Here is a 21,211-nt window from a genome sequence, read left to right as displayed (position 1 = left end):
TCTCCCCGAGCGCGCGACTTTGACGGAGTTTTGCCTACGGAACCTCGATCGAGCCGGGCGGCAACCTAGATCTTGGACAGTTTCCGTTACGAGGGCCCGCCGAGCTAACGGAAACTGTCCAAGATTGGAACAACGCAGGACCGAGAGGCGTCGGGGCGGGTCGGACGTTCAGCCTTCGGCGACGAACACTCCGACGCCACCCACGCCTTCGACCAAGCCCTCGATCTTGAGCGCGTTGATGGCCTGACGAACCACGATGGCCGAGACGTTGTGCTGACGGCACAGCTCGGAGGTCGAGGGCAGTTTGTCACCCGGCGCAAGTTCGCCGGACTTGATCTGAGCGCGGATGCCGTCGGCGATCAGCGCCCACTTCGCTTTGGCGGGCATTGGTGTCTCCCAGGTCTGCCCTGCCATTCGATCACGAGGAACTTTGTATAGCAAGCAATGTGCGGTCGATGCTTGCGCTTACATGACTTGTTATATACGCTCTGTCTTGGCTGGCTCCCAGGTCTGCAACCCGGAGCTGGTTCGTTCCCACCGCGCAGGAAGCGCCCGGTCGTCGGTCCCCCCGTTCGGCCGGGCGTGCCGGGGCGTGCCCGCACGCCGCCCCGACGCAAGAGCCGTGAGCAGCTAGGAGACGACCCGACGGGAGCCCCCGATGCCCGATCGACCCGACGAATGCCCCGCCGACCCACCAGCCCAAGCCTTACCCGAGCAACGCCATCGCCTCGTGTCCGATCAGGACGTCGAGGACGCCGATGACGTCCTCTTCGCCCATCCGCCCCGCGTGGTCCGTCGCTGGTTGTGCGAGTGCGGCGTCGACTACCCCTGTGCCGATGTGCGCTTCGCCCTGCTGGTCAAGTCCAGTGCCGAGGCGGGCGAATGAGCACCGATGCCGTGGACGACCTGCGGACCGCCTGGCTGGCGACCATCTCCGCTGCCGATCGGGCGGGCGCGCAGTTGCACGGGGCGGGGCCGCCCGGTCGGCCGTTGCCCTGGCAGGACGCGGTCACGGAGTGCTGGCGGGCGTTGAGTCTGGTCTACGCCGGCTTGGCCGCCGATCGGGAGTCACCGGGAGGCTCGGTCGGGGACCTGCTCGCCGGTCTGCACGCCGCTCGGTTCGACGCGGACCGGGCCGCCATTCTGGCCGCTCGGGTCCGTTGGCGGCTGGGCGCGGCCGAGGACCGGCTGCGGCGTACCCGGGAGGTGGCGGACGTGGTCGCGGCCCGGCACCTCGCGGCGGCGATCACCCGGTTGGACCTGGTCGTTGCCCGGCTCGCGGTCGGCGGTCGCCGGATCGAGCGTTCGGTGGCGGCACTGACCGGCCATTCGGTGGCGGCACCGCCCGCGCTGCCCCAGCCCACCAGCCGCGACAACGCCGCCGACCAAGACAGCGACGCCGATCACGACAGCGACAACGGCAGGGCCAGCGACGCCGGCAACGCCGAAGTGATCGCTCGCGGCTGCCGGGCGGCGAGCGCGCTGGTGACCCGGCGGCATCGTCTGACCAGGCCACGCGCACACCGGAGAGCACTCACGATGATCAGGAGGCGACGATGGTGACCGACCCGCACGCGGCGTTACGCGGCCTGCTGACCGGGCGGCTGCGCGGCCACGAACGCCGGCTGGGCCGGTTTGCCGAGTCGGACTGGCGGCGGTACGCGGACCTGCTCGCCGGTGCGTTGTTGGTGGCGGTACGGCGGCGGTTCGTCGCCGGGCAGGATCGCGCGCCGGTGATCCGGTTCGTGGCGTCCGCTCGGGAACGCTACGACGCGACCGGGCGCGACGTCGACCCGATGCTCGCCGAGGCGCTGGTGTGGGCGGCGCTCGGTGAGCGTCCGCCGGTGCCCCACGACGTGGCGGCGATCGTCGCGCGGACGGTGCTGCTGCTCGGCCTGCTCGAAGACGAAGGTCTCACCGACCGCGAACTCGACGACGTTCTCGTGGCGGCCGCACTCGCTGCCGATGACACGGCGCACGATGCGGATCCCCAGCAGGTAGGCGAACCGGCGCGGCAGTGAGCGCAACAGGGCCGAAGATCGACACGGGATAGCTGAAGTCGGGGTATCCCACTGGCGCGGGATACCCCGACTTCAATGAAACCGAGTGGATCACGCCCGGCGGCGGCCGGGACAGGCCACAACAGCCCAACTACGCCGACGGCGGGCCGTTCTGTGCCCGGGTGATCAGATCGTGCAGCGGTTTGGTGCCGCTGCCGACCATCACGCCGGTCACGACGGCATCGACCCAGACCGCCACCCCGTTCCAGTCGCCGCCGGCGACCGCGTGCAGAACGTAGAACCCGCCGGCGCTGGACGCCACGGTCGCCAACCCGCTGGCGAGACCCCACGCGACGATGGTGCGGTTGGCCTTGGCCCGCGCGACCTTGGCGGTGGCCACGGCGACCGCCTCGCGGTCGGCCTCGGTGGGGCCGTCGACCCGACCGGTCACGTCGGCCACCGTCCGGGACAGCGCGGCCTCGGCGGCGCGCCCCGGCAGCCACCGCGAGAACGGTTCGAGGATCCGCTCGACAGCTGCGGCGAAGACCAACAGGGTGAGGAAGACGCCAGTGGTGTCCTCGGGCTGGATCTTCGCCGCGGAGGCGCCGCTGCGCCAGATCATCCAGCCGCCGACGGCGCCGACGGCGATCAGCCCGAAGCCCGCGACCACAGCGCCCGGGCCGGCCTGCTGCGATGCGGCGACGACCGACAGCCCTGGCTCGGAGCGAGGCGTCGCCGTGCCTGCGGCAGCATCGGCGTTGATCGGCGAAACGGCAATCCCGCCACCTGCCGGCATCGGCTCAACCTGGGTGGACGTCTGTCCCTGCAATTCCCTGACCAACCTTTCGACCTACCGCTCGCGAGACGTCGAGGCGTGATGATCCAGACCCTCGGCAGGCGGACGGCGCACCGACTGCGCTCGGGGCGCGAGACTACGGCACGGGACCGAACACGGTGGACGGCCGGGAGGTGTGGTGCCCAGCGCCGCAGACTGCGAGGCAAGCGAACACAGTGGAGCAACGGACGACAGACCGTGTTGCCGAGGCTCGGGACCATGCCGGAGCGCGAAGCCTCATAGACTCGGTGGCCGCTGGCAACGGGGGTGACGTGGCGTGACGGCTCAGAGGACAGACACGACATCGGCTGGCAGTGGTCGCCGGGCTCCCGCCATTGGCCTGTCCGGCGGTCTCATCGGGCTGCTCGCGCTCCTGCTCGTCGTCTCCGTCGCGACCGGTGACGGGCAGAGCATCCTCAGCAGCCTCCAGTCATCGTCATCGGCGCCGGGCGCGCCCAACCCGACCCTGGAATCTCGGGCACCTCTCGACCGGGCGTGCATCGCCAGGACCAAGGGCCAGGAAGCGGTGGCGTACTTCCAACGGGACATCCCCGAGGGCCGGTGGGGTGAACCGGTGCGCGGCACCGCCTCGGCGGCCAGTGAGCCGTACGTGCTGTGGCTCTTCGACGCTCAGTGCGAACCGCACCGGGCGGTCGAGGTGCCAGCGCGGACCAGTCGCACGTTCAAGGCCCAGCTGGGTCAGGTCTGGTACTACGCCGAAGCGTCGGCGGGGCGGCCCGTCGACGGCTGCGCCTGCCGCGTCTTCAGCCCTTCGAACAGCGGCGCCGAGCAGAGGTTCAGCGACGCCGGCAGCATCACCTACCACCTGGACTAGCCGGTCGGCCCGAGCCGGCCAGCCGCACCGTCAGCGCAGGCCGCGCACCATCAGCAGGTACGCGCAGTAGGCCATCGGCACCAGCAGGAAGCAGATCAGGAACCCGAGCGGCAGGTATCGCGGCGGGGTGCCGGCGACCATCGCGGGCCGCCCCCACCGGCCCAGCACCAGGTACCCACCGAAGAACGCCACGGCCGGCAACCCCGCGCAGATCCACGCGCCGAGGGTGAACCCGTCCACCAGGCCGACCCCGGAGGCGAGCACCAGGATCAGCACGAGCACCCCGGCGGCGGCCCCGCACCCGGCGTAGACGGCTACCGCGCGGGCCAGCGGCGACCACGTCGGGAGCAGCGCGGGCCGCTGGGCCAGCAACTCCGCCTGCTGGCCGTGCCGGTCGGCCTCGTCGGCCATCCGCCGGGCCAGCTCCAACTCCACCGCCGGGTCGGCCGCCGCCGAGCGCTGCGCGGGCACCCCGCCGCCCGCCGGGCTCACCGCCGTCGGCAGCGCCAGCCGCGCCTCCCCCGCCGGCAGCTGGGGGTACGCCCCGACGTCCGCCCGCCCCGGCGCGCCGGCTGCGCCGGCGGGTCCGCCGTCCCCGGATCCGGGTGGGGTGGGAGGAGGGGCCGGGGCAGGAGGTGGTTGGTCGATGCCGATGGCTCGGCCGAGCTGGTCGAGGCGCTGCCCCTGGGCGGTCAGCCGCTGCTGGAGGTAGTCGACGGCGGCGTGCAGGTCGCGGCGGCGCGCGGACTCGGCGGCGGCGTGCTGTTCCCCGGCGCGGTGCTGCGCGGAGAGTTGTCGGGCCATCGCCGCGTACTCCTCGAAGGACACCGTCACCGCTCCCCGTCCGGCTCGTGCCCGTCGCCGACGAACGGGACGATCAGCCGGGTGCGCTGGTCGTGCCGGTCGATCAGCAGCGCCCGGTCGGGGCGGGGCGTGTAGGTCAGGTCGTGCGCTCCGAGGTGCAGGGCCAGCTCGGCGCCGGGCACGTTGAGCGCGACCAGGCAGGCGACGTCGTCGCGGTTCTGGGTGCCGCCGAGGTCGTCGGCGAGCCGGCGCAGCCCCCGCCACCAGCCGAGCAGGTGCACCCCGTGCCCGGGGCCCTGGCGCAGGACGGTCCGCAGGTCGTCCAGGCCGGAGCGGAAGGTGCCGGGGTCGGTGGCCCCGAGGACGGGCGCGGCGGCGTCCATGCCGAACACCACCAGGTATTCACGGCCGGCTGGCTCGGCGGTCAGGGCGGTGATCCGGTCGCGCAGCCCGGCCGCGTCGAGGCGCTGCACCGGGTGCCCGGCGGCCCGCAGCAGCGTCTCGGTGTCGTCGGCGACCGGGTCGGCGACGGTGACCAGGCAGGCAATGTGGAACCGGGCGTCGCCGGGGGTGTGCTGTCGGGCCAGGCTGATCGTCGCGGCGCGCAGCACGTCCGCGCCGGTCGGTGCGGTGCCCACCACGGCGAGGTGCCGGCCGGGCGTGGTGTCCATCAGGAACAGAGCGGTGGTGCCGTGCACGTCGACGGTTCGGCCGACCAGGGCCATCGGCCGTCGGCCACCGGGGCGCAACCCGGCGAAGGTCGGGTCGTCCTCGATCCGTGCGGCCTCGTACCCCTTGAAGACCGCCGGTGCTTGCGAGCCCGGCGGGCGGGCCTGCCACAGCTCGTGGCGTAAGGCGGCGAGGTCCGCCGCGGCGGCGTGCGCGTCGGGGAAGCGCAGCACGGTGTCGGCGCCGACCGCGCCGGCGGCGGTGTTGACCACGGCCGAGCCGACCGGCAGGGCCGCGGCGGCGGCGTTGAGCTGGTCGAGCACTCCGCCACCGCCGGGCAGCGCCACCCGCAACGCGAACTGCCCGAAGATCGCCTCGGCCCGCCCGTAGAGGGCTTCGATGCCGGTCATGCTCTGGCTGGCGAGCACCAGGTGGATGCCGTACGAGCGGCCCTTGCGGGCCAACTCCTCCAGCAGGTCGACGGACTCGCGGGCCAGCGCGTCGTTGCCGGCGAGCAGCACGTGGAACTCGTCGATGACTGTCACGATGCGCGGCAGCGGATTGTCAGGGGGCAGGTCGGCGAGCTTGGTGACGCCGTGCCGTTTGAGTGCGGTGGCCCGGCGTTGCGCCTCCCGACGCAGCTCGCGCAGCACGGCGAGGCCGTACTCGCGGTCGGACTCGATGCCGACGGCACGGGCGTGCGGCAGCCAGGACGGGTCCCGGCCGGTGGGCACGAACTCGGTGAAGCTCACGCCCTCCTTGAAGTCGAGCAGGTAGAGCTGCAACTCGGCCGGCGAGTAGCGGGCGGCCAGCCCGTAGAGGACGTCGAGCAGGAAGACGGTCTTGCCGGCGCCGGTGCGCCCGCCGACCAGCCAGTGCGGGGTGGCGTCGTCGAAGGCGAGCGTCAGCGCGGCGCCGCCGGCCCGGCCGATCACCGTCCGCAGGCCGTTGCCGGCGGACTCGGCCCAGCGCCGTTCGGGCAGCAGGTCGGTGAAGGGCAACGCGTCGGCGCGACGGGTGGCGGTGCCGAGGTGCTCGGCGAGCGCGCGTACCGAGGCGGGCGGCGGGTCGCCGTCGAGCAGGACGGGCGCGGCGAGCCCGCTGCCGTCGGCGCTGAACGGGGTGCCGGGCGGGTCGCCGACGTGCGCGTACCCCTGGTTGAGCCGCACTGCTGTGGTGCCGCCCAGCGGCGGCGCGGTCTCGCCGGGCAGCCGGGACGGGTGGCCGGCGAGCAGCACGCACACGGCGGCGGCCGGGCCGGCGTGGGTGAGCGCGGCGAGCCGGGCCAGCTCGCGTGGCGGCGGCGCGGCGGTGGCGACCACCACCAACAGGCGACGGGCGGCGGGCTGACCGTGTTGCGCGGCGCGGGCGTGCTGCTCGGCGGCGTCCAGCAGCGCGGCCACCTCGGCGTCGCTGGTGGCCGGCGGGTCGAGCACCCCGGCGTCGAGCAGTGGGCGCAGCGGGCCGAAGGTGGCGCCGAGCGCGGCGGTGTCGATGCCGGCGACGCGGACCTGACCGGGGGGCGCGGTGGCGACCAGCCGCAGCACCAGCGCCCGCAGCAGCCCGGCGACCTGCGGGTCGCGGGCGTCGGTGTCCACTGCCAGGTGGTGGCCGCCGCCGAGCGGGACCAGCACCGGAAAGGCGCCGTCCGATGTGGACGCCTCGCCGATCCGCACCGCTGTCGGCTCGTCGGTCAGCGGTGTGACGCCCGGGGCGGGGGTGGCCAGGGCAGCGCCGAGGCGGGCGAGGCCGGTCACCAGGTCGTCGCCGACCGGCGCGGCGGCGGTCGGTGCCGCACCCAGTGCGTTGCGGGCAGTGTCCAGATGCGCCCGAGCCGCCCGGTGGGAGCTGACCGCCTGCCCGTACGCCGACGCGAGCCTGCCCACCCTCTGCCCCCAACGCCACGGCCGCCTGGTCCCAGGAACCCTAACGGACACCGGCGGCACCCGGACAGTCCTGCGAGGACGTGTCACGCCGGACCGGTCAGGCGGGGCCGCACGCCGCCGGACCGGACGCGTCGGCCGCCCCGCAGCGGAACACCTCCACCGGCGCCCTCGCCACGTCGGGCACCTGCTCCACCCGCATCAGGGCCAGCCGCTTGTCGACCGGCTCCCCCGAGTCGGGCGTGAACCGGATCAGCCCGGCCACCCCCGGGTAGCCCTGCCCGGCGTTCTGCCGGAGCACCTCGGCGTGCACACCCACCGGGTTGACCGAATCCGGCTCCCAGCGTTGCCGGGGGTTGGCGTGGTGCAGCCGGGCGGCGAGGCTCTCCACCGCCCGGACCAGCATCATCGACGCGTCGTAGGAGAGACTGACCCGCTCGCCGACCTGCTCCTCAGAGCCCGGCCGGCAGCGCGGAGGGTCGAGCAGGTCGTCGGCCTGGATCCAGGACAGGAAGCTGGCCCGGGCGTCGTCGTCGCGCCGGTCCTGGGCGGCCCGCAGCACCGCGCAGGTGGCCAGGGACGCCTTGGAGACGTACGTGACAGGCAGGTTGCCGGGCGCGGCGGCGCGCAGCCCCGGGTTGGCCATGTACCGGTTGGCCGAGTCGTCGGCGACGAGGTGCCGGGGCGGGTTGCCGCCGCACTCGCGCAGCGCCCGCAGGAAACCGTCGAACTCGGACCATCGACCCGCGTAGAAGAGCAGCCCGGGGTAGCCGCACTCGTCGGTCAGCCGCTGCCCGGTGCGCCACTCGTCGAGGCGGGTGATCCGGGGGCCGAACTGTTGTCGGAGCCCGTCGACGAGGGTGCCCACGTAGAGGTCCTCGGTGAGGGAGCTGCCCTCCAGTGTGGTGTAGAAGACGTGCGCCTCGTTGACCTTCAGCACCTGCTTGGCGTACGCGTCGACAAGCTTCACCTGGTCCTTGTTCGGCGCGGAGATCTGCAGGTAGAGGCGGGAGTTGGCGTCCATCTTGTCCGCGGAGAGGGTGGGCGCCAGCACCGGCAGCCCGACCTGGTTCAGCTCGCGCAGCGCGCGGGCGGTGCTGCTGCGGCTCTCCACCAGCCCGACCACGCCGAGCACAGTGGGGTCGTCCCGGGCCAGTTCGGCGAGCATCGCCACGGCCCGGTCGGCGTAGATCATCTGCCGGCCACCGTTGGCAACCACGATGCGCAACAGCGCCGCGCCGTCCGCGCCGGCCGACTCCTTCAGCAACGCGTACTGGGCGGTGGCCATCCCCTCGAGCTCCTCGCGCTCGGAGACGTACGACTCCTCGTCCGCGCGGGTCCGGTTGCCGGTGAGGGTGCCGAGGTAGACCAGGGTGAGGAAGGGCCGCCGTCGGTCACTGCGCTGCCAGACCTCCTCGGCGGCGCGGTTCTGCGCGAAGATGCGCTCCTGGACGGTGCGCAGCCGATCCTGGCCGGGGTCGTTGTTGAACACCTGCGCGGCGCTGTCGCTGTAGCCGACACACTCGCCGCTGCCGACCACCTCGACCGACACCTGGCCGGTGAGGGTGGGGTGACACCCCGGCCCCCACCGGCTGGCCACCCACAGGCCGAGCGCCGCCACCAGCACCAGGCACAGCGCCGCCGGCAGGAAGCGCCGCGACCACCACGGCGGGTCCGGCGCGGAGAAGGGCCGCAGCCCGCCACGGGACGGTGGGCCGGTGTCGGTCTCGTCCGGACGCAACGCCACCAGCCAGGTGGCGGGGCGGCGCAGCCGCCGCATCTCCGGCAGCGCACCGGCCCACTCGTCGTACGCCTCGTCGGCCTCCGTCAACGGGTGCGGCTCGGGCAGGTCCGGAGGGGGTTGCCCACCGGACGCGACGATCAGCAGCGGGTCGTTGCGGCCGGTCTCGGTGCGGACGTCGCCGATCAGGCGGACCAGTTCCCCGCCGACGTTGCCGGGGGCGACGTTGTCGATCAGCAGCGCCGGGTACGCGGTGCGCCGCCAGTCCGACGGACGCCACGGCCGACGCCGGTACGCCTGCCGCAGGTCCTCCAGGAACGCGTGCAGCAGCAGCTTGTTGACCTGGTCGGGTTGTTCCCCGTCGCGCCAGCCCGCGGTGAGGCGCTCGGCGAAGCCGAGGAAGGTGACCGACTGCCGGGGCGCCAGGTACTGCTGGCGCATGAACCAGTTGTAGTGCCGCCCGAGCACCGGCACCCGCCCGGAGACGGCAGCCCGGAAGACCACCCCCGGCACGGCCCGTCGGACCAGCCAGAGCAGCACCTGCGAGACGATGCTGACGGCGTCGCCGCCGGAGGGCAACGCCTCCGGCGTACGCGGGCCCCTGCGGTCGCGCAGCCGGCGGACCAGGGCGGCGCGGCTGTCGTCGGCGTCGATGCTCAGGCTGAGGCTCTGCTGCATCAGCCAGTCGGCGAGCGGGTAGTGCCGGAAGCGCAGTCGGGCCGCGCCGAAGGCCTCCAGGGAGAGTTGCCGGTGCAGTTCGCGCAGCAGCGCCGGCACGTCCCCGGCGCCGGGCGGCACGTCGGCGTCCAGCACGGCGTGCGGGACCCGCCGCCGGGGGCCCTGGCCGAGGAACCGACGCAGCGGCACCATCAGATCCGCGGTGTCGGAGCGGACCAGCCACAGCAGTGGCAGCCGGCGGTCACCGCGACGGGGTCGCCGCAGCAGCCGGGCGAGCAGCGCGAACAACTCCAAACCGCCGGCTGGCAGCCGCTCCCGGCCCGCTGTCGACTGCCGTTGGCCGATCAACTCCCGCTTGGGTAACTCCGAGCGCCGCACGTGTCACCTCCGATCAACACAGTGTGACCTTGCGGTGCAAGGCACGCCAGAGGCTGACGACCGCCCCTGGGTGTGGCGGGCCGGCGACGTTCACAGTTGTCGATTAGGTTGGCGTGGCGAACACCCGATGGAGGGAGTCCACCCCGTGCGACGAGTCCTCACGGCGGCCACCACCGCCCTGACCCTCACCACCGCCGGCACCATGCTCGCCGGCACCCCCGGCCAGGCCGCCCCGACGGCCTGGGGCCGTCCGGTCGTCTCCGCCGCGCCGCAACCCGGCGCGCCCGGACTGGGCGACAGCTACTTCCCCGACTACGGCAACGGCGGGTACGACGTCGAGCACTACGACGTCCGGCTGCGCTACGAGCCGGCCACCGATCTGCTCACCGGCACCACCACCATCCTCGCCACCGCCACCCAGGACCTCTCGACGTTCAATCTGGACTTCCTGCTCGACGTGGAGTCGGTGCGGGTCAACGGCTGGGCGGCGAGCACCAGCACCGCCGGGGCGCACGAGCTGGTGGTCACTCCGGCCCGCACGGTGACCCGTGGTCAACAGCTCACCATCGTCGTGCGCTACTCCGGTGTCCCGTCGGAAGCCCTGGTCAACGGTTACACCGGCTGGACGCGTACCGACGACGGCGCCCTCGCCGTCAACGAGCCCGAGTCGGCGTGGTGGTGGTTCCCGAGCAACGACCACCCGCTGGACAAGGCCACCTACGACATCTCGGTGTCGGTGCCCACCGGCGTCGAGGTGATCAGCAACGGCGTGCAGCCGAGACCGCCGCTGGCCGAGGCCGGCAACCGCACCCGGTGGATCTGGCGGACCACCTCCCCCACCGCCACCTACCTGGCCTTCATGGCCATCGGCCAGTACGACATCGTCACCGACACCAGCCCCAGCGGCCAGCCGGTGATCAACGCGTACAGCACCTCGCTGGGCGCCCTCGGGCCGGCCGCGCGGGCCAGCATCGAACGGACCGCCGAGATCGTCGACTGGGAGAGCGGGATCTTCGGCCCGTACCCGTTCGAGGCGCAGGGCGGCGTGGCCGGGCCGGTCGACGGCATCAGCTTCGCCCTGGAGACGCAGACCCGACCGGTGTACGGGCCGGGCTTCTGGCGACGCGGCGCCAACACCTACGTGGTGACGCACGAGCTGGCCCACCAGTGGTTCGGCGACTCGGTCTCGGTGGCCGACTGGCGCAACATCTGGCTCAACGAGGGCTTCGCCTCGTACGCCGAGTGGCTCTGGTCCGAGGAGCAGGGTGAGGGCACCGCCCAGGAGGTCTTCGACTTCACCTACGCCAGTTACCCGGCCGACGACGAGTTCTGGCAGGTGCTGCCCGGTGACCCGGGTGCCGCTCGGGTCTTCGACAACGCCGTCTACGACCGGGGCGCGATGACCCTGCACCAGCTGCGGCTGGCCGTCGGCGACGACGCGTTCTTCGAGATCCTGCCGACCTGGACCGCCGAGCGCCGGTACGGCAACGGCACCATCGAGCAGTTCCAGGCCCTGGCCGAGCGGATCTCCGGACTGGACCTGGACGAGCTCTTCACCACCTGGCTGTTCACCGCCGGTCGGCCCGACGTGGCCACCACCGCCCGCAAGGCCGCCCCGCCGACCGAGCCCAAGTCCTGGGCGAAGATCCGCGAGGCCCACCACCTGATGTCGCACTAGAGGCAGGCCAGCACCGACGAGGGGCCGTCGCTGACGCGGCGGCCCCTTCCGTCGGTGCTCGCTGGTCTTGCCGGAGCAAACTCAGCCGCCATCATCACTGCGACCCGGGGGGGTCCCGCCCTTGCACGTCCTTTGCTCTGCTTCAACGGACGCAACATCGGTTGTCCGAATATCGGACGTGCGGCGTTGCCTGGGTTGAAGCAGAGCAAAGGACGTGAGGACGTACAGCGGTCGCTGGCCTACCGACGGGGCCGTCGCCAGCAGCAGGGGCGGTGCCAGCGCGGAACAGCGTGCGCAGATCGGGCAGAGGTCGGATGGCTCAGGACGTCGGCGTCGCCGCATCGGCCGTGCTCGCCTCGATGGCGCGGATGTGCCGGTACGCGAACCAGAGCGGCGGGAACGCCCCGACCGCGAAGGACAGGTCGACGAGCGTCCAGAACCAGGGGATGTCCCGGATCGGGCCGCAGATCAGCGCCAGCGGGACGATGCCCGCGCAGGCGATCATGCCGACCTGCACCACCCAGACGTTGCGTACCGGGTCACGCAGCGGCCCCCAGAACGCCACCGCCAGCACCAGGTGGGCGAAGGCCAGCCAGTCGGTGCCGTAGAGCAGGAACGGGTAGTCCTCGCCGGCCGTCACGAGCCCGGTGTGCACCCGCTCGATCCAGGCGACCAGCGCGGGCAGTTGGCCGGCGAGCGGGTCCAGTGCGCGCAGCAGCCAGCGCACCTCGATCTCCAGCGGAAACGCTGTGACACCGCTCAGGAAGAGCCCGATCAGCACGATCCACAGCCATCGGCGGGTTCGCCGTAGGCGTTCCTCGATCTCCACGATCGCAGCGTAACGATGATCTTCGTGTCGCCCTGTCCCGCAAGCGGGCCGCCGAGGGTGACAGCTGTCTCAGCGGTTCGCCGCCGGCCCGGCGGTGGCCAACTCCCTGAGCCGGACCGGGCCTGGGCGAGCCGCACCGGCGTGGGCGGGCGCGATGACACAGACCGCGCCGGTGGGCCGGACGATGCGGGCGGCCCGGAACGCCGCCCGTCGTACCGGATGACGGGGTCGCGGCACGACCAGCGCGAGGGTCGCCGCGCGGTCACGCTGCCGGTCCAGGGCGACGCCGGCCGCCGTCGTGGCGATCGCCGCGGCGGCTCCGGCGAGGACGAGCGTCTGCCGGGGGCCGGCGTGTTCGGCGAGCCAGCCGAGCAGCGGGGCGCCGACCGCGGCGGAGACCGAGCCGGTGACCGCCAGGGCGGCGAGCACCCGGCCTCGCATAGCGCCGTCGGTGTCGAGCTGGGCGCGGGTGCCGACGGTGGTGTCGATCACCACTGCGGCGGCGGCGATCGGCAGGATCACCGCGGCGAAGCTCCAGGTGCCCGGTGCGAGGCCGGCGACGATCTGCAACCCGCTGGCGAGCAGGCCCGCGACGACTAGCGTCCGGTAGCCCAGGGATCGCCGCCGGGCTGCGACGAGCGCACCCACCACCGTTCCGACAGCGAACACTGTCGAGAGCAAGCCGTACCCGGAGGCGCCGCCGTGCAGTGGACCGTCGCTCATCGCGGCCATGGTCACCTGGTAGTTGCGGCCCAGGCTGCCGAGCACGAACGACAGTGCGAGCGCGAGGAGCAGCACCGGCTGCCCGCGCAGGTAGGCGAACCCGGCCCGGACACCGCCCCGGTTCGGTCCGCCGTCCGGGACCGGAAGGCCGGGCACGGCTCCCGGGCGTACGGCGAACAGCGCCACCACCACGGCGGCGAAGCTGGCCGCGTTGATGCCGAAGAGCAGGGCGGGGCCGACGGCGGCCACCACCACGGCACCGAGGCTCATGCCGAGGATGCGGCCGGCGGAGTTGGTGAGCGAGCCGAGCGCCAGGGCGTTGCCCAGCGTCTCCCGGTCGACGAGGCTGGCGGCCCAGCGGCCCATCACCGGGCCTTCGATCGCCGAGACGGCACCGGTGGCCAGGGAGATCGCGAAGATCAGCGGCAGGCCGCCGACCCCGGTCAGGGCGACCGCCGCCAGTCCGGCGGCGAGCGCCGCGTGGGCGACCTGGGCGGCGATCAGCAGCGGGCGGGCCGGCAGTCGGTCGGCCAGCACACCGCCCCAGACGCTGAGCAGCAACGTGGGCGCCGCCTGGAGCAGCACGGCGAAGCCCATGGACGTCGCCGAGCCGGTCTCCTTCAGGACGTACCAGTTGACCCCGAGGACCTGCATCCAGGTGCCGATGACGGAGACGAAGCCGGCGAGCGCCCAGATCCGGTAGTTGCGGTGGCGCAACGCGGCGAAGGTGGCACCTCTGGCCACGACGACCCTCCAACGATCGGCAGCATGATCATTCACACCGATCGCGGCGCGGTTCGGCAGCCAGCCAGTCTTGCCGACTTAAACCTCTTTGCCCACTTTTGTGAGCGGCTTCACCAGCGGGAATGCCCGGTCGGCGCGGCAGCGGTAGCTGCCGCACCGACCGGACGCCCGCGACTCAGCGAGCGGCGAGGGCCTGCGCGGTCGGGCCGACCGGGGCCGGCAACGCGCCAACACCGCCCAGATAGCCGTGGATGGCGGCGGCGGCCGCCCGCCCCTCGGCGATGGCCCAGACGATCAGCGAGGCGCCCCGGTGCATGTCACCGGCCACGAACACCCCGTCGGCCTCGGTCTGCCAGCCCTCGTTGGCGTCGATGGCGCCCCGAGGGTTGCGGGCCACGCCGAACTGGGCCAGCAGCGGCTGCTGCTCGGTGCCCTCAAAGCCGATCGCCAGCAGCACCAGATCGGCCGGCAGCTCCCGCTCGGAACCCGGCACCACTGTGACGACCCGGCGGCCGTCGCGCTTCTCCACTGTCACCTCGGCGATCCGCACCGCCCGCACCTGGCCGGTGCCGTCGTCCACGAACTCCTGCACCGCCACGGCGAAGACCCGCTCGCCACCCTCCTCGTGCGCCGGGTAGCTGCGCAACACCCACGGCCAGGTCGGCCACGGGTCGCGTGCCTCGTCGCGTTCCTGCGGCGGCTGCGGGTACAGGTCGAGCTGGTGCACGCCTGCGGCGCCCTGGCGGTGCGCGACACCGAGACAGTCGGCCGCCGTGTCACCGCCGCCGATGATCACCACGTGCTTGCCGGCCGCGTCGATCGGGGTGCCGTCCGGCAACACCGCCGGCGCCAGCCGACGCTCACCGGTGGCCACCACACCGGCCTGGTCGGTGGCCGCGGTGGCGACCGCGCGATTCGCCGCGACCAGGTGCGCCATCGCCTGGTGTACGCCCCGAAGCGCCCGCCCCGGGGTCTCCGGGGTGTCCCGGCCCTGCAACGCCCCAGCCGCCAGCAACACCGCGTCGTGCTCGGCGCGCAACTGCTCGGCGGTGACGTCCACCCCGACGTTCACGCCGGTGCGGAAGCGCACCCCCTCGGCGGTGAGCTGGGCCAACCGGGCATCGATGTGCCGCTTCTCCAACTTGAAGTCGGGGATGCCGTACCGGAGCAGGCCACCGATCGCGTCGTCGCGTTCGTACACAGTCACCGCGTGACCGGCGCGGGCCAGCTGCTGGGCGGCGGCGAGGCCGGCGGGCCCGGAACCGACGACGGCGACCGACCGGCCCGACGGCGCCGGCACCGGGCGGGGGGTGAACCCCCGCGCCGCGGCGGCGTCGGCGATCTCCACCTCGACCTGCTTGATGGTCACCGGTTGACCACCGGAGATGCCGAGCACGCACGCCGCCTCGCAGGGCGCCGGGCAGAGCCGGCCGGTGAACTCCGGGAAGTTGTTGGTGGCGTGCAGCGACTCCACCGCGGCGTCCCAGTTGCCGGTACGCACGAGGTCGTTCCAGTCCGGGATGCGGTTGCCCAGCGGGCAGCCGTCGTGGCAGAACGGGATGCCGCAGTCCATGCATCGGGTGGCCTGCTCACGGACCAGTTCCTCACCGGCCGGCGGGTACACCTCCCGCCAGTCGCTGATCCGCACCGGCACCGGGCGGCGGGCCGGCAGCCGCCGGTCGTAGCGCAGGAAACCGTTCGGGTCAGGCACGTGCCACCTCCTGGGCAGCCACCCGCGGGGCGGGCGGCACCGGCATCGCCGGCACAGCGGGTGCGGTCAGTTCTGTCATGACCGCGTCGTCGACGTCGCGGCCGGCGGCTTCGGCGGCCCGCATGATCTCCAGCACCCGGCGGTAGTCGCGGGGTACCACCGCCGTGAACTCGGCGACCGCCTCCGGCCACCGCTTGAGCAGCTCCTCGGCGACCGCCGACCCGGTCTCGGCCACGTGCCGCTGGACCAGCTCGTGCAGGAGCGACTGCTCCTGCTCGCCCAGCGGCATCAGGTCGACCAGCTCCGCGTTGACCCGGGCCCGGTCCAGGTGGTGCACGAACGCCGTGCCGCCGGACATGCCGGCCGCGAAGTTCCGGCCGGTCGCGCCGAGCACCACCACCGTGCCGCCGGTCATGTACTCGCAGCCATGGTCGCCGACGCCCTCGACCACGGCGATCGCGCCCGAGTTGCGGACCGCGAACCGCTCCCCCACCCGGCCACGCAGGAAGACCTCGCCCGCCGTGGCCCCGTACAGGATGGTGTTGCCGGCGATGATCTGATCCTCGGCCCGCTGGCCCGGCTCGGCGTCCGGGTCGAGGAACGGCGCCGCAGCGTCGGGACGGACGATGAGCCGGCCCCCGGAGAGGCCCTTGCCCACGTAGTCGTTGGCGTCGCCGTGCAGGCGCAGGGTCACCCCGCGCGGCAGGAACGCCCCGAACGACTGCCCAGCCGTGCCGTGCAGCACGAACTCGATGGTGTCCTCGGGAAGGCCGGCGCCACCGAAGCGACGGGTCACCTCACCGCCGAGCATCGCGCCGACGCTGCGGTGCTCGTTGCGCACCGCCACCTCGACCCGCACCGGCGCCCCATCCTCGAGGGCCGGACGGGCCAGCGCGATCAGCTCGTTGTCGAGCGCCTGTTCCAGGCCGTGATCCTGCGCGCGGACCCCGCGTCGGGCCGCACCCGCGGGCAGCTCCGGCAGGTGCAGGACGGGCGCCAGGTCCAACCCGTGCGCCTTCCAGTGCGTCACCGCCGGGACCACGTCGAGCACCTCGGACTGCCCGATCGCCTCCTCGATCGACCGGAAGCCCAACTCGGCCAGGTAACCCCGGACCTCCTCGGCGAGGAAGAGGAAGAAGTTCTCCACGAACTCCGGCTTGCCGGTGAAGCGCTCCCGCAGCACCGGGTTCTGGGTGGCGATGCCGACCGGGCAGGTGTCCAGGTGGCAGACCCGCATCATCACGCAGCCCTCGACGATCAGCGGCGCGGTCGCGAAGCCGAACTCCTCCGCGCCGAGCAGCGCCGCGATCAGCACGTCCCGGCCGGTCTTGAGCTGGCCGTCGACCTGCACCGTGACCCGGTCGCGCAGCTTGTTGAGCAACAGCGTCTGCTGCGCCTCGGCCAGCCCCAGCTCCCAGGGGGTGCCGGCGTGCTTGAGCGAGTTCATCGGGGAGGCACCCGTGCCGCCGTCGTGGCCGGAGATCAGGATGACGTCCGCCTTGAGCTTCGCCACACCGGCGGCGACGGTGCCGACGCCGACCTCGCTGACCAGCTTGACGTGCACCCGGGCAGCCGGGTTGACGCACTTCAGGTCGTGCACCAACTGGGCGAGGTCCTCGATGGAGTAGATGTCGTGGTGCGGCGGCGGGGAGATCAGACCCACGCCGGGAGTGGCGTGCCGGGTCCGGGCGATCCACGGCCAGACCTTGTTGCCGGGCAGCTGACCGCCCTCGCCCGGCTTGGCGCCCTGGGCCATCTTGATCTGGAGGTCGTCGGCGTTGACCAGATATTCGCTTGTCACACCGAACCGGCCGCTGGCGATCTGCTTGACCGCCGAACGACGCGCCGGGTCGTGCAACCGCTCGACGTCCTCGCCGCCCTCACCGGTGTTGGACTTGCCGCCGAGCCGGTTCATGGCGATGGCGAGCGTCTCGTGCGCCTCCGCGGAGATCGACCCGTACGACATGGCGCCGGTGGCGAACCGCTTGACGATCTCGGTGGCCGGCTCGACCTCCTCGATCGGCACCGCCGGCCGGACCCCCGTGCGCAGTGTGAACAGCCCGCGCAGCGAGCCGGCCTGCGCGGCGAGCGCGTCGACCTTGCCGGTGTACTGCCGGAAGACGTCGTACTGCCGGCTGCGGGTCGCGTGTTGCAGCAGGAAGACCGTCTCCGGGTTGAACAGGTGCAGCTCACCCTCGCGGCGCCACTGGTACTCGCCACCGACCTCCAACCGGTCGGAGGTGGCGGTGCCGGCCGGGGGCCAGGCCAGCGCGTGCCGGGCGGCCACCTCGGTGTGCACGCCCGCGAGACCCACCCCGCCGATACGGCTGGGGGTGCCCCGGAAGTAGCGCTCGACCAGCCGGCTGTCCAGGCCGACCGCCTCGAAGACCTGCGCACCGCAGTACGAGGAGACAGTCGAGATGCCCATCTTGGACATGATCTTCAGGACGCCCTTGCCGAGCGCCTTCGCGTAGTTGCGCACCGCCGCGGCGGGCTCCACCCCGGCCAACGCGCCGGTGGCGATCATGTCCTCCACCGACTCGAACGCCAGGTACGGGTTGACCGCCGCCGCGCCATAGCCGATCAGCACCGCCGCGTGGTGCACCTCCCGGCAGTCGCCGGACTCGACGATCAGCGCCGCCTGCGTACGCGTCTGCTCGCGCACCAGGTGCTGGTGCACGGCGGCGGTGAGCAGCAGCGACGGGATCGGCGCCAGGTCGGCGTTGGAGTCCCGGTCGGAGAGCACCAGGATGCGCACGCCGTCCTCGATCGCCTCGGAGACGTGCCGGCAGATCTCGGTCAGCCGTGCCTTGATCCCGGCGGCGCCCTCCCGGATCCGGTACAGCCCGGAGACCCGGACCGCCTTGAAGCCGGGCAGGTCGCCGTCCTCGTCGATGGAGAGGATCTTCGCCAGCTCGTCGTTGTCGAGGATCGGGTGTGGGAGCACGATCTGCCGGCAGCTCGCCGCACCCGGGTCGAGCAGGTTGCCCTCCGGCCCGATCGTCGACGCCAGGCTGGTCACCAGCTCCTCGCGGATGGCGTCCAGCGGCGGGTTGGTGACCTGGGCGAAGAGCTGGTGGAAGTAGTCGTAGAGCAGCCGCGGCCGGGTGGACAGCGGCGAGATCGGGGTGTCCGTGCCCATCGAGCCGAGCGGCTCGGCGCCGGTGCGGGCCATCGGCCCGAGCAGGATCTTCAGCTCCTCCTCGGTGTAGCCGAAGGTCTGCTGCCGGCGGCGTACCGAGTCGTGCGTGTAGACGGTGTGCTCGCGGGCCGGCAGGTCGTTCAGCTCGATCAGCCCGGCGTGCAGCCACTCGCCGTACGGCTGGGCGGCGGCCAACTCGGACTTGATCTCCTCGTCGTGCACGATCCGCCCGGCCACGGTGTCGACCAGGAACATCCGGCCCGGCTGGAGGCGCCCCTTGGCGACAACGTGGGCCGGGTCGAGGTCGAGCACGCCCGCCTCGGAGCCGAGCACCACGAGCCCGTCGTCGGTCTGCCACCAGCGCCCCGGACGCAGCCCGTTGCGGTCCAGCACCGCGCCGACGATCTCGCCGTCGGTGAAGGCCACCGACGCCGGACCGTCCCACGGCTCCATGAGGCTGGCGTGGAAGCGGTAGAAGGCACGCTTGGCCGGATCCATCCCCGGGTCGTTCTCCCAGGCCTCGGGGATCATCATGAGCACCGCGTGCGGCAGGCTCCGCCCGGCCAGGTGCAGCAACTCCAGGACCTCGTCGAAGTTCGCCGAGTCCGAGGCGGCCGGGGTGCAGACCGGGAAGACCCGCCGGATGTTGCCCGGCACGTTCGGCGAGCGCAGCAGCGCCTCGCGGGCCTGCATCCAGTTGCGGTTGCCCCGGATCGTGTTGATCTCGCCGTTGTGGGCGATGAACCGGTACGGGTGCGCCAGCGGCCAGGACGGGAAGGTGTTTGTGGAGAAGCGGGAGTGCACCAGCGCGATGGCGCTGTCCACCCGCTCGTCGCGCAGGTCCGGGTAGAACGCCGGCAACTGGTCGGGCGTGAGCATGCCCTTGTAGACCATGGTGCGGCTGGACAGCGACGGGAAGTACGCCGGGACGCCCCGCTCGGCGGTCTCCCGTTCGGCCTGCTTACGCAGGCAGAACGCCACCCGGTCCAGCTCGATGCCGCGCAGCGGGGAACCGGCCGGCCCGTCGGGCGCGTCGGTCAGGCGGTGCGCGGCCAGGAAGAGCTGCCGGACCCGGGGCATCGCCGCCAGGGCCGTCTCGCCCAGGTCACTCGGGTCGATCGGCACGTCCCGCCAACCGAGCACGTCGGCGCCCTCGACCAGCGCGTACTTCTCGACCACCCGACGGGCACGCGCCTCGGCGACATCGTCGTCGGGAAGGAAGACCAGCCCCGTGGCGTACTCGCCCGCCGGGGGAAGCGCGACGTCAGCCACCGCGCGGAGGAACGCGTCCGGCACCTGGATCATGATGCCCGCGCCGTCGCCGGTGTTCGGCTCCGCGCCGCGGGCGCCCCGGTGGTCCAGCCGACAGAGCGCGCCGAGCCCGTTGGCGACGACCGAGTGTGAACGCCGGCCGTGCAGGTCCGCCACGAAGGCCACGCCGCAGGCATCGTGCTCCTGGGCTGGGTCGTAGAGGCCCTGGGCCGACGGACGGGGGTGGGGCGTCGGGGACGCCTGCGGGCTGTGCGGGTGCGGCTGTTCTGTGTCCGCGTACGGCTGAGCCACCGGGCCTCCTGTCGTCACTCAGGTTGGATCATGGTGGGGACGACGTCGGCCCGTGGGTCTATTGAGTCTACGTTAGGGCCGGGGTCGCACGGCCACCCGAGATTGATCACACCGTCCACTGGCTGGGACGTGTAGTCTCGCGCGGTGGATCCGCGACACAAGCACGTCTTCGACCGGTTGGAACAGTTCTACGACGCGGTGCCCCGCGACGTCGCCGGTGCGGAGGATCATGGCGGGCTGGTGCTGTTCGTCCGCGAAGGCACCGGGTGGCCGTTCTACGCCCGCCCCCGGATCGACGCCACCGAGCCGCCGTCGCTGGCCGACGTGACAGCGGTCCGCGAGCGCCAGCGGAAGCTTGGCCTGCCGGAAGCCTTCGAGTGGGTGCACGAGACGACCCCCGAACTGCTGGCGGTGGCCCGCTCGGCGGGGCTCAGCGTGCTGGAGGCGCCGCTGATGGTGCTCGACCCGAGCGCGCTGCCCGACCCGGCGACGCTGTCCGACGCGGCGGTGCGGGTGCTGGCAGCGGACTCCCCCGGCTTCGCCGCCGACGTCGCCGCCCGGCGTGCGGTGGCAGCGGTGTCGTTCGCCGCCGCCGGCACCGCCCCCGGTGAGGCCGGCCCGGCCGAACGCGACGCCGCCGTCACCGAACTCGAACTGGCCGCGCTCGACGAGGAACGCGCCCGGATCGCCGACGGCCGACGGATCTCCGCGCTGGCCGGCACGCCGACCGAGGGGGCGCTGGCCAGCGGCATGGCGATGCGGGTGGACGACGTCGCGGAGATCGCCGGCGTGGCCACCCTGCCGTCCGCCCGGCGACGCGGGCTGGGCGCGGCGCTCACCGCCACCCTGGCCCGGGAACTGCTGGCGGCCGGCACCGAGCTGGTCTTTCTCTCCGCGGGCAGCGAGGAGATCGCGCGGGTCTACCTGCGGGTCGGCTTCCGCCGGATCGGCACCGCCTGCATCGCCGAACCCGCCGCCCTCATCCCCTGACCTGCCCG

The 21,211-nt window shown here is 72.9% G+C and carries 15 protein-coding genes; 6 read left to right on the top strand and 9 right to left on the bottom strand.

Annotation, left to right across the window (positions count from 1 at the left end; translation table 11 throughout):
- Nucleotides 1–168: 168 nt before the first annotated feature.
- Nucleotides 169–414 (bottom strand): winged helix-turn-helix domain-containing protein, encoded by a 246-nt coding sequence (locus OH804_RS02820; protein WP_406062543.1) that lies wholly within the window; start codon nt 412–414, stop codon nt 169–171.
- 244 nt (nt 415–658) lie between these two features.
- Between OH804_RS02820 and OH804_RS02815 the strand changes: the two genes are divergently transcribed.
- Genes OH804_RS02815 through OH804_RS02805 form a run of 3 tightly spaced genes read left to right on the top strand, consistent with a single transcriptional unit; the run spans nt 659 to nt 2,021 of the window.
- Nucleotides 659–886 carry a hypothetical protein gene (locus tag OH804_RS02815; RefSeq protein ID WP_196924503.1) on the top strand — a complete coding sequence of 76 codons (228 nt, stop codon included), beginning with the start codon at nt 659–661 and terminating at the stop codon, nt 884–886.
- Entirely contained in the window at nt 883–1,563 is a 681-nt protein-coding gene (locus OH804_RS02810; protein ID WP_406062542.1) for a hypothetical protein, read from the top strand. The genes OH804_RS02815 and OH804_RS02810 overlap by 4 nt, the downstream gene beginning before the upstream one ends.
- On the top strand, nt 1,557–2,021 hold the full coding sequence (locus OH804_RS02805) for a hypothetical protein (RefSeq protein ID WP_406062540.1): 465 nt from the start codon (nt 1,557–1,559) through the stop codon (nt 2,019–2,021). Before OH804_RS02810 ends, OH804_RS02805 begins: the two co-directional genes overlap by 7 nt.
- Before the next feature lie 130 nt (nt 2,022–2,151).
- Here the strand turns inward: OH804_RS02805 and OH804_RS02800 are convergent, their stop codons facing one another.
- Complete coding sequence (locus tag OH804_RS02800) at nt 2,152–2,796, bottom strand: hypothetical protein (RefSeq protein WP_406062538.1); 645 nt, start codon at nt 2,794–2,796, stop codon at nt 2,152–2,154.
- 316 nt (nt 2,797–3,112) lie between these two features.
- Here OH804_RS02800 and OH804_RS02795 point away from each other — a divergent pair, with 316 nt between their 5' ends.
- Entirely contained in the window at nt 3,113–3,670 is a 558-nt protein-coding gene (locus OH804_RS02795; RefSeq protein WP_196924511.1) for a hypothetical protein, read from the top strand.
- A gap of 30 nt (nt 3,671–3,700) precedes the next feature.
- Here OH804_RS02795 and OH804_RS02790 read toward each other — a convergent pair whose 3' ends face one another.
- The 3 genes from OH804_RS02790 to OH804_RS02780 all read right to left on the bottom strand — a co-directional run bounded on the left by OH804_RS02790 (nt 3,701) and on the right by OH804_RS02780 (nt 9,823).
- Nucleotides 3,701–4,498: a hypothetical protein gene (locus OH804_RS02790; RefSeq protein WP_406062536.1), complete on the bottom strand. Its 798-nt coding sequence runs from the start codon at nt 4,496–4,498 to the stop codon at nt 3,701–3,703.
- Nucleotides 4,499–4,500: 2 nt separating this feature from the next.
- The gene (locus OH804_RS02785) at nt 4,501–7,029 is read right to left on the bottom strand and encodes an FtsK/SpoIIIE domain-containing protein (RefSeq protein ID WP_406062534.1); all 2,529 of its coding nucleotides are present in this window, start codon (nt 7,027–7,029) and stop codon (nt 4,501–4,503) included.
- A gap of 97 nt (nt 7,030–7,126) precedes the next feature.
- Nucleotides 7,127–9,823, bottom strand: coding sequence for a hypothetical protein (locus tag OH804_RS02780; RefSeq protein ID WP_406062532.1), 2,697 nt, complete (start codon nt 9,821–9,823; stop codon nt 7,127–7,129).
- A gap of 145 nt (nt 9,824–9,968) precedes the next feature.
- Here OH804_RS02780 and OH804_RS02775 point away from each other — a divergent pair, with 145 nt between their 5' ends.
- On the top strand, nt 9,969–11,501 hold the full coding sequence (locus OH804_RS02775; protein ID WP_196924515.1) for a M1 family metallopeptidase: 1,533 nt from the start codon (nt 9,969–9,971) through the stop codon (nt 11,499–11,501).
- Between the two features lie 319 nt (nt 11,502–11,820).
- Here OH804_RS02775 and OH804_RS02770 read toward each other — a convergent pair whose 3' ends face one another.
- The 4 genes from OH804_RS02770 to gltB all read right to left on the bottom strand — a co-directional run bounded on the left by OH804_RS02770 (nt 11,821) and on the right by gltB (nt 20,213).
- Nucleotides 11,821–12,330 carry a hypothetical protein gene (locus OH804_RS02770; RefSeq protein ID WP_196924518.1) on the bottom strand — a complete coding sequence of 170 codons (510 nt, stop codon included), beginning with the start codon at nt 12,328–12,330 and terminating at the stop codon, nt 11,821–11,823.
- A 69-nt stretch (nt 12,331–12,399) separates the two neighbouring features.
- A complete protein-coding gene (locus OH804_RS02765; protein WP_406062530.1) occupies nt 12,400–13,797 on the bottom strand; it encodes an MFS transporter in 1,398 nt (465 codons plus the stop codon).
- Between the two features lie 175 nt (nt 13,798–13,972).
- On the bottom strand, nt 13,973–15,508 hold the full coding sequence (locus tag OH804_RS02760) for a glutamate synthase subunit beta (protein ID WP_196924522.1): 1,536 nt from the start codon (nt 15,506–15,508) through the stop codon (nt 13,973–13,975).
- Nucleotides 15,501–20,213: a glutamate synthase large subunit gene (gltB, locus tag OH804_RS02755; protein WP_406062528.1), complete on the bottom strand. Its 4,713-nt coding sequence runs from the start codon at nt 20,211–20,213 to the stop codon at nt 15,501–15,503. The genes OH804_RS02760 and gltB overlap by 8 nt, the downstream gene beginning before the upstream one ends.
- 144 nt (nt 20,214–20,357) lie before the next feature.
- Between gltB and OH804_RS02750 the strand changes: the two genes are divergently transcribed.
- Entirely contained in the window at nt 20,358–21,203 is an 846-nt protein-coding gene (locus OH804_RS02750) for a GNAT family N-acetyltransferase (protein WP_406062526.1), read from the top strand.
- Nucleotides 21,204–21,211 lie beyond the last annotated feature (8 nt).

Source organism: Micromonospora sp. NBC_00860 (genome assembly GCF_045207375.1).
GTDB classification, from domain to species: Bacteria; Actinomycetota; Actinomycetes; order Mycobacteriales; family Micromonosporaceae; genus Micromonospora; species Micromonospora vinacea.
The sequence above is the reverse complement of the archived record's forward strand: the minus strand, read 5'-3'. Positions and strand labels throughout refer to the sequence as shown.